We start from the raw sequence: 17949 nt of genomic DNA on the forward strand, positions 1-17949 counted from the left end.
GGATGGCAAAGAAGTTCAATCCTTTGAGATCAAGAACGGTGAAAAAGGTGACCCTGGTAAAGATGGAAAAGACGGCCTAAGTCCAGAAATCACCACCCAAACAGATCCAAAGACCGGCAAAGTAACCATCATAATCCAAAAGAAGAAATATGGAAAAGATGGTAAGACCATAGAAAAAGACGGAGATCCAATCAAGGTAACAGATGGTAAAGACGGAAATAATGGTAAAGACGGTCTAAGTCCAGAAATCACTACTGAAACAGATCAGAATGGTAAGACTACTATCATCATTCAGAAGAAGAAATATGGTGAAGATGGTAAGACTATCGTCAATGACGGTGATCCAATCAAAGTGAAAGATGGTAAAGATGGTAAGTCAGTTACTGCCAAGACGAATTCAGACGGTTCAGTTACCATTCAAAGCTATGATCCAGAAACTAAGAAGACCACCGAAGTAGCCAAGATCACCAACGGAAAAGATGGTAAATCAATTACTGGCGCAACTATCGACAAAGAGGGGCATCTCTTAATTACCATTAAAGATCAAACGGATCCAATTGATGTTGGTAAGGTCAAGGGTGAAGATGGGAAGACTCCAGAAATCACTGTGGAATCTGTCAAAGATACCGAAGGTAAAGAAACTGGTAAGAAAGTCACCATCAAAGTTGACGGTAAAGCTGACCAAGTCATCGAAATCAAACACGGTGAAAAAGGTGATCCTGGTAAAGATGGTATCACCTATGCGCCAGTCGTTGGAAAAGATGGCAAAGACGGTACAACTACCATCAAGTTCTACCCAGTTGATCCAAAGACAGGCGAACCAGATAAGGCTAAACCAGCTAAAGGTGAAATTAAAGTTAAAGATGGTAAGGACGGCTTGGCACCTAAGATCAGCGCCAAACGCAATGAAGCCGGTGACGGTGTGATTATCACAGTAACCCCACAAGTTCGTGGTAAAGACGGTCAAATTACTGATGGTGAATCTGAGACCGTTGAAGTGAAAGACGGTCAAACTCCAGTAGTCACTACTGAAGTAGTCAAAGATCCAGATACTCAAAAGGTAACAGGCACTAAAGTAACCATCAAAGTGGGAGACAATACTATTAAAGAATTTACCGTTCAAAATGGTAAAGATGGAAAAGATGGTATTACCTATGCCCCAGTCGTTGGTAAAGATGGTAAAGATGGAACAACTACCATCAAGTTCTACCCAGTTGATCCAAAGACAGGCGAACCAGATAAGACGAAACCAGCCAAAGGTGAAATCACGGTTAAAGATGGGAAAGATGGTCTAACACCTAAGATCAGTGCCAAACGTAACGACGCTAACGATGGAGTCATCATCACGGTAACCCCACAAGTTCGTGGTAAAGATGGTCAAATTACTGATGGTGAATCTGAGACCGTTGAAGTCAAAGACGGTAAGGATGGTAAGACCCCAGAAATTACTGTTGGAGATAAAGGTACAGATGGAACAACTACCATCACCATCAAGACGTATGATGACAAGGGTAATGAAGTAACCAAAGAAATCAAAGTCCAAGATGGTAAAGATGGAGCTCCAGGAAAAGACGGCGCTCCAGGTCAAAACGGCGAATCCGCTTTCGAAATCTGGAAGAAACAACCAGGCAACGAAAACAAGTCCGAAAATGACTTCATCGAATACATGAAGGGCAAGAAGGGCGACCCTGGTAAAGATGGTCTAACTCCATCCATCACCACCAGCAAAGATCCTAAGACCGGCAAGACCACCATCATTATCCAACGCAAGAAATATGGTAAAGATGGTCAAATCGAAAATGACGGCGATGCCATTTCCATTTCTGACGGACAAGACGGCGCCCCAGGTAAGGATGGTAAAGACGGTGCTCCGGGTAAAGACGGCCAAGACGGCAAGGATGGTCTAACTCCTGAAATCACAACCACTGAAGGTAAGGATGACAAGGGCAATTCGATCACTTCCATCACCATCAAGACGGGCGATACCAGCAAAGTCATCGTCATCCACAATGGTAAAGACGGTCGTGATGGTAGGGACGGTAAGGATGGCAAGGATGGTAAAGATTGCTCGCCTGATCAATGTGGTACTTGCAACCATATTAACTACAAGCCACTTCCATTCAAGAAACGTTATAAAGATGGGACACAAATCAAACCAATTCAACTCAAGTTTGAACCAGTGAAGGTTGAAGAAACGGCAAGTCCAACGGTAAGAACAGTAAGGAAGAAACGTAGCCTTTCTGATCAAGCACTGTCACCAGTAGTAGAAGATAAAGCAACTTACTATGATGGAGACACAAGAGAGGCGGATAAAGCGGAAATGCTTGAACTAGCAAATCCTACTGAAAAACATCCATTAGAAGAGGTTAGCTTTGAAAAAGAAACTTTGGAAGAAGCAAAACCAGTCACAGATCGGTCTGCTGAAAGTCATGCTTTACCGGAATCAACGACTCGAATTGAAGGGATGGATGGTGTTTACTATATCTTAGAAGGATTGCCTGAAGGGATGACTTTTGATCCAGCTACGGCTAGTATCGCTGGAGTTGCTAAAGTAACGAATTGGCACGATGGTGAAATGGAACGGGTCATTCCGATTAAGATAACCGTCTACAATCCGGATGGTAGTCAAGCAGTTGCTAATAGTCAGATTGTGGTTGAACGCAGTGACGGCGACCCAACCCCGACACCACCAAGTTCCCCTCAGCCAGATAAGCATACGGGCATTGTGCCTGGCACAGCTCCTTACTATGTTCTAGAAGGCAAGTTGCCGGAGGGTCTCACTTTTGATCCAGTGGCAAACCGAATTACGGGTACGGCTAAGATTAACGACTGGAAAGATGGCGAAATGGAACGGACTTATCCAATTGTGGTAACGGTCTATAACGTTGACGGCAAGACTTATCAAGCCAAAGACTCGATCACGATTTATCGTGTGAAAGGGGCTACGCCTGACAAACCACAACCAGAACCACAGCCACAACCACAACCAGAACCACAACCGCAACCAGAACCAGTGCCAACACCGGAATGCACTCCAGATCCTGTTCCTGAACCTAAGCCAGAACCAGAACCAGAACCAGAACCATTGCCTGAACCAGAAGAGCCAGCACAGCCACAAAAGCCAGCTGAACCAGAAGTACCTTCTAAACCAGAAGCAACACCAGATAAGCCAGAACTTCCAGAAAATCCTGTAACACCTGAAGTGCCAAGTGCGGTAACAGAAGGAAGAACTATGCTTCCTCAAACAGGTTCATCAGATCAAATGAGCTTGATAGGAGCAGCAGCTTTAGCTATTGGTTTACTAGGTGGGACAGTGTATAGAAAGAAGGAAGATTAACAAAGGCATGTACCGACTAGTGCTAATGTAGCGTTTAAATATAGGACAGCAGACATAAAGAAAGGATGATTTGAGCTTACCTGCTAGTCGAAATGCTTAGCGCAAGTTGGTGTATAGAACTATATTAAGATGACGCTATTTAACCAGCATCATCGAAAGAAAAGCCTATCGGGCAAGAGCTCGGTAGGCTTTTTGGGGTATAATATCTAAGAAGGACATAGACTTAGGCGAATTTGACCGGAAGTTTACCATATGGCCGAAAGTAGTAAATTTTGATCCAAACAGCATGACTCTAGTGGCAGGGTAGGGTAAGCAGGTTCTAGCAAAGAAGTCTAGGTAGGGCAAACAGACCATAACAAATATCTAGTAGACAAGATGTTCTGCCAGTTAGCGTTGGACTTTTTCGACGATTAACTTTCTGCCAGCCAGTTAGCGTTGGACTTTTTCGACGATTAACTTTCTGCCAGCCAGTTAGCGTAGGGCTTTGTTGGCGATTAACTTTCTGCCAGCCAGTTAATGCTGGGCTTTTTCAGTGCTAGGCTAACACACACAAGAAGGAGATAGGGATGAAAGAAGAATTAACAGAGATTTATCAGACTCTTCTTAAAGAATTAGGACCGCAAAATTGGTGGCCTGCAGATTCTAAACCAGAAATAGTCCTTGGAGCCATTCTGACCCAAAATACTAGTTGGAAGAATGTGGAAAAAGCTTTGTCTCAATTAAAAAAGCACTCGTCTTTTGATCCTTACCAAGTTGCCAAAATTCCCCTTGAAGATTTGGAAGAGTTGATCAGACCAGCAGGCTTTTATAAGAATAAGGCTAAATCTATTTTGCTTGTCATGGATTGGTTTAATCGTTATCACTGGGACGATAGGGCGATTCTAACTTTATATCAAGAGCGTTTGCGCAAGGAACTCTTGTCTTTACGGGGAGTGGGTGAGGAAACGGCAGATGTGCTCCTCCTCTATGTCTTTGAACAAGCAATTTTTGTGTCGGATAGCTATGCGAGGAGATTGTTTGGAACTTTGAAGGGGACGAATTATAAAACATACGGACAATTAGCGAAAGAGATCCAGTTACCTAAAACAATGACGGTTACTGATGCTCAAGAATTTCATGGTTTGATTGATGAATGGGGCAAGTTGCCAACTGAAGAGCGAGAAAAAATGGTCAAGTTGATTCAGACTGACTTACTAAAGGACAATTAAGGAAACAGTATGGTTAGTAGAGAAAGATAATAGGGGGAGTCTCCTCGTCAAATATCAGTAGAGAAGGGGAATCGGGGAAGTTCCCTCGTCAAATAAAGGGCAAATAAGAAAAGTGTATCTTCACCACTGCTTGAGGATAAAATCAAAAGCAGGGTAGGCTAGGATACACTTTTTGTTTTAGCGTAGAGCTGTTTGGAAATATTGAGAAATAGAGCTGTTTGGAAAAATTTAGGAATAGACCTGTTTGGAAAGGTTGAGAAATAGAGCTGTGCGGACCTGTATGACCCAAATCCAAGGCTTTAAAAGTCCATCGTTATTTTTTTACAGTAGATACACTATTCCATATGGAGGACCCAAATCCAATACCTTACTAGCCCATCAGTAGTTTTACAGTAGCTACACTATTCCATATGGAGGATCAAAATCCAATACTTTACTAGCCCATCATTATTTTTACAGTAGCTCTACTATTTCCCTCTGCCTGACCAAAATCTAAGGCTTTACTTTGTCCCTTCTACCGCTTCTTTAACAAGATAGACAGCTCCAAGTAAACCAGCATTGTTGTGAAGCTTGGCAGGTCGGACAGGAGGGAGGCCAATACTTTCAAGGAGATGTAGGGTAGCATGCTCTTTTATAAGGCGATGGATTTCTTTTTCAAGGAGCTGGAAGAAGCTCTCATTTTCACTGATGCCACCCCCTAGAAGGAGAACTTGAGGGTCAAAGGCAGCGATGATATTGACTAAACCGACTGCTAAATCAGTGATGAAAGCTTTTGTGTAAGTGAGGGCTAAGGGGTCATTTTCCTCCGCTCGTTGCAACAGGAGACGAGCATCTTCTACACAAGATTCAGGATGGCCATTTTTGAGGACGGCTTCATTGTAACGCCTTATATAGCCCCCAACGACTGCAGCACGTTTGTTGAGAGAAACCATTTCTAGATCTTCATCTTGTGGCAACTTGTCAATCATCATTAGGCCGAATTCTCCAGCCATTCCTCGTCCTCCACGGTAAAGACGGTCGTTGACGACAATTCCCCCACCTACACCAGTGCCGATGACCACGCAAATGTAATCGCTCAGGTTCTTGGCGTTTCCTAACCATTTTTCGGCTATAGCGACACAGTTTCCATCGTTTTCCACTCGAGTAGGTAAATGTAAACGCCTTTCCAATTCTTTTGGATAGTTGGCTCCGACAAAGGATTTGAGAGCGCCTGATAAAAGCATGGTGCCATCTTGACGGATGATCCCAGGGCTAGAAATCCCAATGCCTTTTATAAGACCTTTTTCTTGGTAGTGGTGGACGATAGTTTCAATAGTGGTATAAAAATCAGCTAAATGATGAGGGCTTTTGAGGGCGTTTTTATCCAGAATGTCACCGTTTTCGCTGACCAGACCATATTTTAGATAGCTTCCTCCTAAATCAATTCCGACGTACATCTCCACTCCTCCTTTTTTCTCCTAAATCAATTCCGACGTACATCTCCACTCCTCCTTTTTTCTCCTAAATCAATTCCGACGTACATCTCCATTCCTCCTTTTTCCTTAAAAGAAGACGCTTACTACTAAACTATTTTAGCACGTTTTTGTAATGGCTGGTTCACTTACGATAAGCCGGTCTACAATTTCAACGATCATATTTTAGCGTGTTTCTGTAATAGCTGGTTCACTTCCCTATAAAATGGACATTTGAAAAAATTCTCATCAATAAATGGGAATAGGGCTTGACCTTTTAGATAAAACTTGGTAGTATGAATTTAGAAACATATGACAAGGAGATCATACAAAACGAATTCATAACGATTTACATGCGATTTTCACTTGTTTCTGAAAAAGGAAAAGGCTAAAAAATGGGGGCGATTAAAATGGAAGAAAGTAAGAAGGTTAAATGGGGCTTGGGAGCTTTAAATGCTTTGCGCCAACATGTATTAGCCGGTCATAACCATGAAGAAAAATTTGAAAATCACTATAAAGGATCAAGAGCGGAGGCGTCTGCCGTTTGTTGTCATGAGGCTTATTTAGCTGGGCGGACTGCAAAAAACCATTCCTGTGACAGTGCTCATGATCACCAACGTGGGGAGCTTGATGGAGCTCAAGTCCACAAGTACGAGCGTATTGGCCATGCTCACGATCATGCTTACGATCACGAAGGTCATTCCAACGACCATGCTCATGATCACGCGCACGACCACCAACATGGTAAGATGCCACTTGTGATGTATGCGGTGGGATTAAGTTTAGCTTTGTTGGGTTGGCTTATGCCTCATACGGCACTTTCCAATATATTCTTCGTTGTTGGCGCAATAGTCGCTGGTTACCATGTAGCGGTGATCGAAGGGGTTGAAGATACCATCGCCCAATCGAAGGCTCGTGGGAAATTTACGCCTAATTCTCATATTTTAATGGGTTTAGCAGCGATTGGGGCTGTTTTGATTGGCTCTTATTGGGAAGCTACTTTGCTCATGCTGATCTTTTCTGGGGCACATTTTTTAGAAGAATACGCAGAAGGTAAGAGTAAACGTGAAATCAGTCGTTTAATGGAAATGACACCGACTACAGCGCGGAAGATTGAAACGGACGGAACGATTCGAGAAGTTGAAGTGAGTGAATTACGCCTAGGGGATCGGGTTAAAGTCTTGAATGGCGATCAAATTCCTATTGATGGGCTGATCTTGACTGGGCGGACGAGTGTGGATGAATCGGCTATTTCTGGAGAAAGCATTCCACGTGAAAAAGTGCCAGGAGATGCTGTTTACGCTTCGACCATCAATGGCAAAGGGAGCTTGACTGTAGAAGTGACTAAAGAGAGTTCTGAGACGACTTTTGCGAAAATCTTGCAATTGGTGGAAAAAAATAAAAATCATCAAACGAAAACGGCAACGCTGATCCAACGCTACGAACCCGTTTATGTGAAAGCTGTATTACTAGCTATCGGGATATTTATGCTAGTTTGTCCTTTAGTAATGCATTGTTCCTATACCTACTCTATTTATAGGGGCTTGGTCTTATTAGTAGCTGCTTCTCCTTGTGCTTTAGCTGCAGCGACAGTGTCAGTTACCTTGTCTGCAAGCTCTAATCTCGCTCGGGAAGGAGTTCTTTCCAAGGGGTCGAGCTATCTTTCTCATCTTTCAGAGATTAAAGCTATTGCCTGTGATAAGACCGGTACCTTAACCAAGGGGAAACCTGAAGTAACTAATGCTTACTTTATGAAAGGTCAAAAGCAACAAGATTTGATCGATGTTTTAGTCGCTTTGGAAAAAGAATCGAATCATCCTTTAGCAGAGGCTATGGTGAACTATTTTGAAGCAAGTGAAAAATTGCTGATCCCTGTCGAAAATCAAATTGGCCAAGGTTTACTAGGTCACTACAAGGGAAGTGTTTACCGTATTGGGAAAGCTAGTTCATTCCAACAAGTACCTGAAGAGATCAACCGCTTAAAGGACGAGTGGTCTAAAGAAGGAAAGACAGTGGTTTATTTCGCTAAAAATGAAGCAGTTATTGGGGCGATTGCGCTAATGGATTTGCCGAACCAACATGCGAAATCTGCTATTCATTACTTTAAGGAGCAAGGCATTCATACGACCTTAATCACTGGAGATGCTGCCTTAACAGCTGAAGCCATTGCCAAGGAATTAGGAGTAGATGAAGTCAAAGCAGATGTTTTACCAGAAGATAAGTCCAAATTAGTGGAAGACTTACAAAAGTCTTATGGAAAAGTGGCAATGGTTGGTGACGGCGTGAATGATGCTCCGGCCTTAGTGAAAGCTGATGTAGGGATTGCCATGGGAGATGGGACGGATGCAGCTATTGAAGTCTCTGACCTAGTGATCATGCAAAACAACTTATCTAAACTAGTGAGTGCCCACCGTGTAGCTAAACGAATGAAAAAAGTTATCCTTCAAAACGTCCTTTTTGCTTTAGGAGTCGTGGCTTTCTTGATAACGGTTAGCTTATTAGGTAAAGCAGATATGACTATTTCTGTGATTGTTCACGAAGGATCCACCCTAGTCGTCATCTTAAACGGCTTGCGCTTATTGGCTAGAAAATAAGCGTTCAGTAAGGATTGATTGAACCTCTGAGTGAAGTTTCATTCATTGATATCTGAAGGAATAGGGTGTGCCTGATCGAAATTTCATCCATCGTTACATGTAGGATGGATAAGGCACCTGACCGAAATTTCATCCATCGTTACATGTAAAATGGGTAGGACATTTGATCGAAATTTCATCCATCGTTACATGTAAAATGGATAGGATATCTGCTAGGATTTTCAACGAGCATGCCTGCAAAAAAACGTACATGCCTGCACAAAGATAAAAAAAGCCTTAAGGGGTCACAAAAGAGTGAGCTTTCCTTTATCCTTTGACAAAGACAATGACTAGTCGTCTGTGAGGGGGTTAGGTTTAGCTCCCTCTTTTTTATAGAGAATAGACAAAACTAAACCGTCACCATTCCTATTAATGGTAAAACGTGGTATGCTAATAAGTAAAGTAGCTGGTAGATTGACTCTTTTCAAAGAACGCTAGGAAAAGAAGGTCAGGCAGTTACAATGAACATACTATTGACAACCATAACAGAATAAAGGAGATTGGTATTGATGAAAAATGATGAGAGCATTCGTCGTGCGGCGAAAATGTTGAAAGTTTTAGGGGATCCCTCTCGTTTAGCCATTATGAATTTTTTGAAAGATCAAGACGCTAATGTGACCGCCATTTGTGAGATGTTGGGAGCAGAACAATCAGCTGTATCCCATCAATTGAAGGTCTTGAGAGATTATCGTTTGGTAAAAACACATCGGGATGGGCGAAGTATTGTCTATTCTCCAGAAGATCGCCATGTGTATGATTTCTTAAATTTAGCTCTTGAACATGCCAGAGAAAGTGCTGACGAATAGACGAATAATGGAAAAAAGAAAGGCTTACTCTTTAAATTGGGTAAGCTTTCTTGCGTAGATGGAAGAACTGATGTTAGTCCGATGAGTGGGTATAGACGATTGGAATATCGCCACAAGATTAGCTTGTGAAATCTATAGAGAGTGGCGCAAGTAAGTTACCTTGTTCAAGCAGTAGGAATAGCTATACAAGACTAGTTTCTACAAGCAGTAGGAATAGCGCCACAAGAGAACCTGTTGCAACAATAGAGGCTGACTCAAGGAAGAGGAGCCTCCACAAGCGATTAGAAGAGGGCGCAAGACTAGCCACTGTAGATGATTAGAATAGCGACACAAGAGCGACATGCCCACACCACAAAATTTTCTGTAAAAATAGCTATGTACTGCCAAAAAATCTTGCAATAGCAGAGTTGAGAAAGGATAGAAGAATGAAGGAAAAACACATGCCAAGTTTAACGGCTCGTTTGGGGATTGGTGTAGTTAGTTTGACGGCTACGCTGCTTTTAATTGGGACAGTACCGAATCCCAGTCCAGTCTTGGCCAAGGCGGAAGAAAAGCAAGAAGTAAAAAAAGATAAGAAAGTCAGTTACCGAGAAGATTTTTATGAAGCGGTGAATGGCGACTATTTAAAAAAAGTGAAATTGGATCCGGGTGAAGTGACAGACGGGGTGGCGAATGAAGCCTCCAGTAAGATTGACGACCGTCTGGAAAGTTTAATACAAGATTATATGGATGCAGATAAAAAAGACCTGAATCATGAACAAAAACAATTATTGGCCTATTATGACCTGGCTTACGATTTTAAACGACGAGATAAAGAAGGAGCAAAGCCAGTTCAAGCTTATTTGAAGAAAATTGAAGCTTTATCTGACAGTCAAGCTTTATCGGATCAGTTGGTTCAATGGATGAAAGAAGGTCGGCCTTTGCCATTTAGTGTACAAGTGACAGCAGGCTTGAAAGATCCTACGACCAATCAAGTGCTGATTAATTCAGGAGATTTAATCTTGCCAGACACCTCTTACTATAAAAAAGGCCATAAAAAGGCTGCTCAATTGTTGAAGGTATTTGAAAGTTCAACCACTGCTATGTTGGAAAAAATGGGCTACAGCAAGAAAGTGGCAGAAAAACATGTAAAGGGAGCCATAGCCTATGATGAACTGATGGCTAGCTTTAGGACGCCTAGTGAAAAACGCCGCAAGTCCAGTGAAAATATGATGGAAGTGACACCGGGGCAAGTGCATGAATGGACAGATACTTTTTCCTTGATGGACGTTATGGAAAAATTGCTGGGCAAGAATCCTCAAAAAATCAATGTGGATGATTTGATGTTTGCGAAAGGGCTTAAAACGCTCATGAGTCAAGAACATTTCGCTCAATTAAAATCTTGGATCTTAGTGAAACAAGCTAGAGAGGCAGCTCCATATTTATCGGATGACATTAGTGCTTTGGGAGAAAAAATGGATTTGGCGCAACAAGGTTTATCTGATCCAACTGATAAAGAATCCAAGGCTTTTGGTATCGTAACAGACCAATTTTCAGATGTTTTGTCAGTAGATTATGGGAAGAAATATTTTGGTGAAAAAGCCAAGCAAGACGTTCAAGGAATGGTGGATAAACTGATCGCCATTTACAAGAAACGCCTCGCAAAGACAGAATGGTTGAGTCCGGAAACTCGCCAAAAAGCAATTGAAAAGATGGACAAGATGACATCTTTGGTGGGCTATCCTGATATGTATAGTGATTTAACGAGTGGTTATCAAATTGATCCGCATAAATCTTTCTTTGAAAACACTAAAATGATGCAACGTTTATCGCAAGCATCTGACTTTGAAGGTTATGGTGAAAAAGCTGATCGGGGTTCATGGGAAATGAATTCCTATGAAGTCAATGCCTATTATTCATCCAATGATAATTTGATTTGCCTTCCTGCAGGGATGCTTCAAGCCCCTTACTATGATCCAAATCGGTCAGCCTCAGCTAATTGGGGAGGTATTGGGGCGACTATCGGTCATGAATTGTCCCATGCTTTCGATCCTGATGGTGCGGAATATGATGCAGATGGGGCTTTGAAAGATTGGTGGAAGGAAGAGGATTACAAAGCCTTCCAGGAACGGACGAAACGGATGGTTGCTCAGTTTGATGGCATAAAAATTTATGGCGGTAAAGTAGATGGAAAATTCACTCTAGCGGAAAATATAGCCGATAATGGTGGTTTAGCCGTTACTTTAGTGGCGATGAAAGATGAAAAAAATCCTGATTACAAGGCCTACTTTAAGTCTTATGCCAGGTCTTGGGCAACAAAAAGCCGGAAAGCTTATGCAAATAGCCTTTTAGTCTTGGATGAACACGCTCCAGATAAATTGCGCACCAATATTCCGATCACGAATTTTGATGAATTCTATGAAACATTTGGGGTGAAGAAGGGCGACCCTATGTACCGTGACCCTAAAGATCGTATTATTTTCTGGTAAAGGAGGCCTAGGATGGCGATTCAATTGATTGTTTCTGACATAGATGGAACTATTTTGGATGATCAACATAGAATAAGCAGTCGTTTGGTGAAAACTTTAGAAAATGTTAAAGCAAGGGGAATAGTTTTTGCTTTGGCTTCAGCAAGACCACCAATGGGGATGACTGAAATTTCTAAAAGCTTAGGCGTTAGTCATCACCCTCTTGTGGCCTATAATGGAGCCTTGATTCAATCAAGTGCCTTGGAGGGCTCTGAGCTTATGGCAAGTCATTGCCTAGCAAGTGATGATTTACTTATTTTGTTGGAATATCTAGAAAAAGATTTTAAAGAGCTTTCCCCTCAACTTTATAGCCATAATCATTGGTATGCCAAAAAGTGGGATCGCTGGACCAAGGAAGAGGCTGACATTACCGGTCTCACTCCAGAAATTGCCGACTTAATCGACTTAGTGCGTCAAGGACAGGATATTCATAAATTATTGATTATCGGTGAGGCAACTGAAGTTCAGGCCTTCCTACAAGTGGCGCAAGGCTTAAATTTATCCAGTCTAGTGATGGGTTTATCGAAGGAAAATTATTTAGAGGTAACCGATAAAGTGGTCTCCAAAGAACAAGCTTTGAGGGATTTAGCCCAGCACTTCCACATTGATTTGGAGCAAACAATGGCTATAGGAGATAATTTTAATGACCTTCCTATGCTTAAAATTGCAGGCTGTGGGGTAGCTATGGGGAATGCGCCAGATGAAGTGAAAGAAGGAGCTGCTCATGTGACATCTAGCCATAAGGAAGATGGGGTCGCTCAAGCCTTAGAGAAGTATGTACTAGCTAAGATGTAAAGAAAAAGTTGAGACTAGAGCGGTAGCTTCTAGGAAAGGTGTAGAAAGAAATATGCTTACAAGAGAAGTATGTACTCGCTAAGCTGTAAAGAAAAAGTTGAGACTAGAGCGGTAGCTTCTAGGCAAGGTGTAGAAAGAACGTTGCCCCCTGGAGCGCCAGCTTCTAGGCAAGGTGTAGAAAGAACGTTGCCCCCTGGAGCGCCAGCTTCTAGCTAAGGCAAAAGAATAGACAGGCAAGTTGAAGCAATAAGCTTGAGCCTTCAGATGGACTTGGCTAGAATAAGCATGTTAGTGATTAACGGCTAACATAAACGATGACTGATTGCTTGATAGGACTATTAACATCTGGATACTAGGAAGATAATGATCTATATTTTTAAATAGCTTATAAAATTTTATAAAAGTATTTTACTTGCATAATGGGGGCAATAGGGTAAAATGATAGTCAATTAATACTATTTATCACCCTGAAGGAGGATGACTATGATTTACTCTAATGTTGCTGAAGCTATTGGGGATACGCCTCTCATTCACTTACCTCAAGTTGGTCAAGAGGCTGATATATATGTGAAATTAGAATCTAGAAATCCGGGTGGGTCAATTAAAGATCGTCCAGTAAAATATATACTAGATAGTTTGTTGGAAAGTGGACAATTAAAGCCAGGTGGGACTATTGTGGAAGCAACCTCTGGAAATACAGGGATTGCCCTCGCTATGTTGGGGGCTGGCCTTGGTTTGCGGGTTGTTATCACGATGCCGGAAACAATGAGTGTAGAGCGTCGCCAGCTGATCCAAGCTTATGGGGCAGAAATTGTGTTGACTAAAGGGTCAGAAGGAATGAAGGGAGCAAAAGATAAAGCTTTGGCTCTTGCGGAAGAATACCATGCGCCTATTCTCGGGCAATTTGTTAGTCCGGCTAATGTGAAAGCTCATGAAGAAACCACTGGACCAGAAATTATTGCCGAGCTTCCGGATGTGGATGGCTTTGTAGCAGGAATTGGGACTGGGGGAACAGTGACTGGAGTAGGACATGCTCTCAAAGCTCATAATGAACAGGTTGTTGTTTGGGGGGTAGAACCAGAAAGCTCTCCTCTATTGACGAAAGGTCAAGCAGGTCCACACAAAATTCAAGGGATCGGCGCTAACTTTATCCCAGATATTTTAGATCGTGAGGTCTTGGATGAAGTGGCGACGGTGACTAATGAAGAAGCCTTGGATGAAGCAGCCCGTATTGCTCGGGATTATGGCATTTTGGCTGGATTTTCATCTGGAGCGAACTTAGTAGCAGCTAAACGATTGGCTAAGCAATTAGGTCATGGGAAGAAAGTTGTGGTAGTCTTCCCAGATACTGGGGAACGCTACCTATCGTCAGGAGTGTATGGGAATGGAAATAACTAAGGAAGAGTCATCTTTTCTTAGTGAACGTTGGATGGCAGTTGCAGAAGAAATTTATCGAAAAGATCCTGCAGCGACCTGCCCACGTGAAGTGTATGAACTCTATCCTGGGCTACAAGCCTTAATGGATCATGATATAGCTCACTTACTTTACCTCAAAGGGGAAAAATTTGAAGCTAGACGAATTGCAGAACAATCTAGACGTGAGACGGGTATAGAGATACACCCAGGGGCTCAGTTAGCTGATACGGTCTTTATTGACCATGGACTGGGCGTGGTGATTGGGGAAACGGCAATTGTCGGCGAACATGTTCTGATCTATCATGGCGTTACCCTAGGAGGGGTTGGTCAAACAAAGGGCGTTAAAAGACATCCAACCATTGAAGATCATGTCTTGATTGGGACAGGAGCAACTATTTTAGGCAATATTACGATTGGACATCATGCACGTATTGGAGCTGGAGCAGTGGTTTTAGAAGATGTGCCGGCCTATGCAACAGCTGTAGGTGTTCCAGCGAAAATTATCCCGCATGACGGGGATGAAAGAGAAGAGTAAGGAGTTACTAATCGACCCCATAAAAAAGCGCAGAACGTTTTGGATAGAAAGTAAAGATCTAGTGAGCAATTCCATAAAAAAAGAGCCCAAGGGTTTGGTGATTATTTACCGAATCCTTGGGCTTTTTGTGCTTCTTTATATTGGATTTCCTCATGCAAGGGGATTTTAGAGCTTTCAAAGAGTCAGTTTATAGCTGACTCATTTATACATGAGGATAAGTTCTTGAGCTACTTCTACCAGCTCTATATTTTTAGTCTGATCCATGTATACATGAGGATAAGTTCTTCAGCTACTTCTACCAGCTCTATATTTTTAGACTGATCCATGTATACATGAGGATAACTTGATTAAGGCTTATCTTGCTTGACTAATGATTTATTGAGCAGCACGACGAACACTTTCGGCAACGACTTCTGTGACCCCTTCTTTAAAGGCATCAGGAATGATATGGTCTGGAGCCAGTTCATCATCAGAAACAAGACTAGCTATCCCACGAGCTGCAGCGATTTGCATGTCGATAGTAATGTCACGAGAGCGAGCGTCCAGTGCCCCTCTAAAGATACCAGGGAAAGCCAAAACGTTATTGATTTGGTTAGGGAAGTCGCTTCTCCCAGTTCCTACAATATAAGCTCCAGCTTTTAAAGCTTCGTCTGGATAGATTTCTGGATCTGGATTAGCCATAGCAAAGATAACAGCTTTATCGTTCATGCTACTAATCCATTCAGCTTTTAAGACACCAGGAGCAGAAACACCAATGAAAACATCAGCGCCAACTAGGGCATCTTGTAAAGTCCCATGGCGGTGTTCTTGGTTCGTTTCTTTAGCAATAGCTGCATGGTGGGCTGGTAAATTCTCAGCTTGATCTTCGCTTAAAATACCGACCTTATCGCAAACGATGACATGCTTAGCCCCTGCATAGAGGAGTTTTCGAGTGATCGCTAAACCTGCAGCCCCTGCTCCATTGATAACAAAGCGAGCGTCTTCTAGGGCTAGTTTTTTCAATTTCAAGGCATTAAAGACACCGGCTAAAACAACGATCGCCGTTCCATGTTGATCATCATGGAAGACTGGAATATCCAATTCTTTGATCAAGCGTTGTTCGATTTCTAGACAACGGGGAGCAGAGATATCTTCCAAATGAATACCACCAAACGTTGGGGCGATCGCCTTAATGACTTGGACGATTTCATCAACATCTTGCGTATCTAAAACGATAGGAACAGCATCGACATCAGCGAAACGTTTGAAGAGGGCGGCCTTACCTTCCATAACAGGCATAGCTGCTTTAGCGCCGATATTCCCAAGACCTAAAACAGATGACCCATCACTGATGATGGCTACCGTATTTTTCTTGGTGGTCATGGTGTAGACCAGGTCAGGATTTTTAGCAATAGCCGATGAAACAGCACCAACGCCTGGAGAATAGGCAATACTTAAATCTTCACGAGTATTAATGGCGACTTTTGGGACGACTTCCAGTTTCCCGCCGAATTTTTCGGCTTGTTCTAGAGCTGCACGATTCACATCTTTAACCATTTGATTACTCCTCTCTTTTATCGCGAATGAGCGATCAGCCAGCTGATATATAGTTCAGCTGACTATCAGATTTTTCACCTTAATAGTGACCCTTTTTATTGGAAAGGTCAATAGGAGAGAGATTAGAAATAAGCGCGTAAAGGCGAAAAAACTCCTATAAAACAGTCGGATAATGAGTGTTTAAGACTGGAAAAGTGTAAAAGCGCTTACTAAGGGAAGGAAAAGAAAAAATGAGAGATAAATAAGAAAGAAAATTGACAGTCAATAAAAGGATAATTGGAAAAAGTAAGAAACGAACTTTTTTGTAGAGAAGAAAAAAGCAAAAACAAGATAGGGTTTACATTTATAGCTTATGCTTTATGGCATTTTTTTAAAAGTTACAGGCTACTTATTAAGGGAGGAGAGGAGGGGAGGTAGAAGAAAGATAGGAAAATCCTATAAATGAGGGGGCGTTCTTCAATGGGGGAGCTTTTCTTGAATAAAGGGCCAGTTATGTCCGCTGGAAAAGCTTATAAATGGAGAGGTTCTTCAATGGGGCGATCTTCTTGAATATAAGGTCAGTATGTCCACTGGAAAATCCTATAAATGGAGAGGTTCTTCAATGGGGGCGATCTTCTTAAATATAAGTCCAGCGTCTTAGTCGGGAAAGTCTATAAATGAATGGGGGATAGGGATAAAGGGGTTAGCTTTTGTTTATTAGAAGTCAGCATAGCACAAAGGGGTAAATATCAGGGGCAAGTGTTGCTAGTTTGAGAAAGGAGAATAAGCAATGATTCAGACAGATCAAGCGATTAATTATATGAAGCATCTCGCTAAAAAAGGAATACGTTATTCAATGGAAGGGTCTAGAACGGGGAAAGATGGGACGGCCGATTGCTCTGGAGCGATTTATGGGGCACTTCGTCAGGCGGGGATGAAGGCGGCGGGTTTTGTGCCATCTACAGAAACCTTGCATGCCTTGCTCGTAAAAGAAGGGTATAAGCTTATAGCTTTTAACAAGGAATGGGAAGCAGAAAAAGGAGATATTGTGATCTTTGGGATAAAGGGACGATCGGCTGGAGCGGGAGGACATGTCGTTCTTTTTCTGGATCATGACTATGTGATTCATTGTAATGGCTTGGCGAATGGTGTCTCTGTTGATAAAGAAACGAGCCTGCCTTATTCTATGGGCTATTACGTCTATCGGCAAGAAGGTTCAAGTGGAAAGGCGAGAGGGTGTGAAAAGCCCTTGGAAAGGAATGCTAGACCAGCGACAAGTAGTGAAAAGCCCTTAAAAAGGAATGTCGACCCTGCGACAAGTAGTGAAAAGCCCTTGCCAAGAAATGTCAGGCGAGCGACAGGACAGCTTAGGATAGCCAGACATGCGACCCATTGGTTAACAAGAGAAGCGATCCTCCCAGCTGTTTTAGGGCAAGTTTACGACTATGATGCGGTGGCTGACTGTCAAGTTTCTGTCTCTAAGCGAGCCTTTCGTTTGAAAAAAGGAAAGGTTTATTTAGGCTGGCTCTTGGAACAGGACGCTGAGCTACTGGGGAAAAGCAAGTAGTATTGGGTAAAGGAAAATAGCTATTGGAGAAGGAAAGTAGCTATTGGAGAAAGAAAGTAGCTATTGGAGAAAGAAAGTAGCTATTGGGAAAAGAAAGTAGCTATTGGAGAAAGAAAGTAGCTATTGGAGAAAGAAAGTAGCTATTGGGAAAAGGAAAATAGCTATTGGAGAAGGAAAAT

At 42.3% G+C, this 17949-nt stretch carries 11 protein-coding genes; 9 read left to right on the forward strand and 2 right to left on the reverse strand.

What is annotated here, in order from left to right; all coding sequences use genetic code 11:
• Together D3H64_RS02615 and D3H64_RS02620 are read left to right on the forward strand one after the other, a co-directional pair.
• The coding region (locus D3H64_RS02615; RefSeq protein ID WP_147429887.1) for a putative Ig domain-containing protein at positions 1-3337 on the forward strand (3337 nt) is incomplete at its 5' end.
• Between the two features lie 566 nt (positions 3338-3903).
• Complete coding sequence (locus D3H64_RS02620) at positions 3904-4545, forward strand: endonuclease III domain-containing protein (RefSeq protein WP_121564532.1); 642 nt, start codon at positions 3904-3906, stop codon at positions 4543-4545.
• Between the two features lie 500 nt (positions 4546-5045).
• On the opposite strand, the gene D3H64_RS02625 is transcribed toward D3H64_RS02620, so the two are convergent.
• On the reverse strand, positions 5046-5981 hold the full coding sequence (locus D3H64_RS02625) for an ROK family protein (protein ID WP_121564534.1): 936 nt from the start codon (positions 5979-5981) through the stop codon (positions 5046-5048).
• A gap of 764 nt (positions 5982-6745) precedes the next feature.
• Between D3H64_RS02625 and D3H64_RS02630 the strand changes: the two genes are divergently transcribed.
• The 6 genes from D3H64_RS02630 (at position 6746) to epsC (ending at position 14688) form a co-directional block, all read left to right on the forward strand.
• Positions 6746-8590, forward strand: a complete 1845-nt coding sequence (locus D3H64_RS02630) for a heavy metal translocating P-type ATPase (protein WP_233554868.1) — start codon at positions 6746-6748, stop codon at positions 8588-8590.
• Between the two features lie 548 nt (positions 8591-9138).
• Entirely contained in the window at positions 9139-9435 is a 297-nt protein-coding gene (locus D3H64_RS02635; RefSeq protein ID WP_121564536.1) for a helix-turn-helix transcriptional regulator, read from the forward strand.
• A gap of 425 nt (positions 9436-9860) precedes the next feature.
• On the forward strand, positions 9861-11903 hold the full coding sequence (locus tag D3H64_RS02640; RefSeq protein WP_121564539.1) for a M13-type metalloendopeptidase: 2043 nt from the start codon (positions 9861-9863) through the stop codon (positions 11901-11903).
• A gap of 12 nt (positions 11904-11915) precedes the next feature.
• Positions 11916-12737: a Cof-type HAD-IIB family hydrolase gene (locus D3H64_RS02645; protein ID WP_121564541.1), complete on the forward strand. Its 822-nt coding sequence runs from the start codon at positions 11916-11918 to the stop codon at positions 12735-12737.
• Between the two features lie 477 nt (positions 12738-13214).
• Positions 13215-14135, forward strand: a complete 921-nt coding sequence (gene cysK, locus D3H64_RS02650) for a cysteine synthase A (protein ID WP_199700123.1) — start codon at positions 13215-13217, stop codon at positions 14133-14135.
• Positions 14122-14688, forward strand: a complete 567-nt coding sequence (gene epsC, locus D3H64_RS02655; protein WP_121564545.1) for a serine O-acetyltransferase EpsC — start codon at positions 14122-14124, stop codon at positions 14686-14688. Before cysK ends, epsC begins: the two co-directional genes overlap by 14 nt.
• Before the next feature lie 375 nt (positions 14689-15063).
• Here the strand turns inward: epsC and D3H64_RS02665 are convergent, their stop codons facing one another.
• Complete coding sequence (locus tag D3H64_RS02665; RefSeq protein ID WP_121564549.1) at positions 15064-16224, reverse strand: NADP-dependent malic enzyme; 1161 nt, start codon at positions 16222-16224, stop codon at positions 15064-15066.
• A gap of 769 nt (positions 16225-16993) precedes the next feature.
• On the opposite strand from D3H64_RS02665, the gene D3H64_RS02670 reads away from it, so the two are divergent.
• Positions 16994-17770 carry a peptidoglycan amidohydrolase family protein gene (locus D3H64_RS02670; RefSeq protein WP_121564551.1) on the forward strand — a complete coding sequence of 259 codons (777 nt, stop codon included), beginning with the start codon at positions 16994-16996 and terminating at the stop codon, positions 17768-17770.
• Positions 17771-17949 lie beyond the last annotated feature (179 nt).

Source organism: Atopobacter sp. AH10 (assembly GCF_003664595.1).
Taxonomy (GTDB): domain Bacteria; phylum Bacillota; class Bacilli; order Lactobacillales; family Aerococcaceae; genus Atopobacter.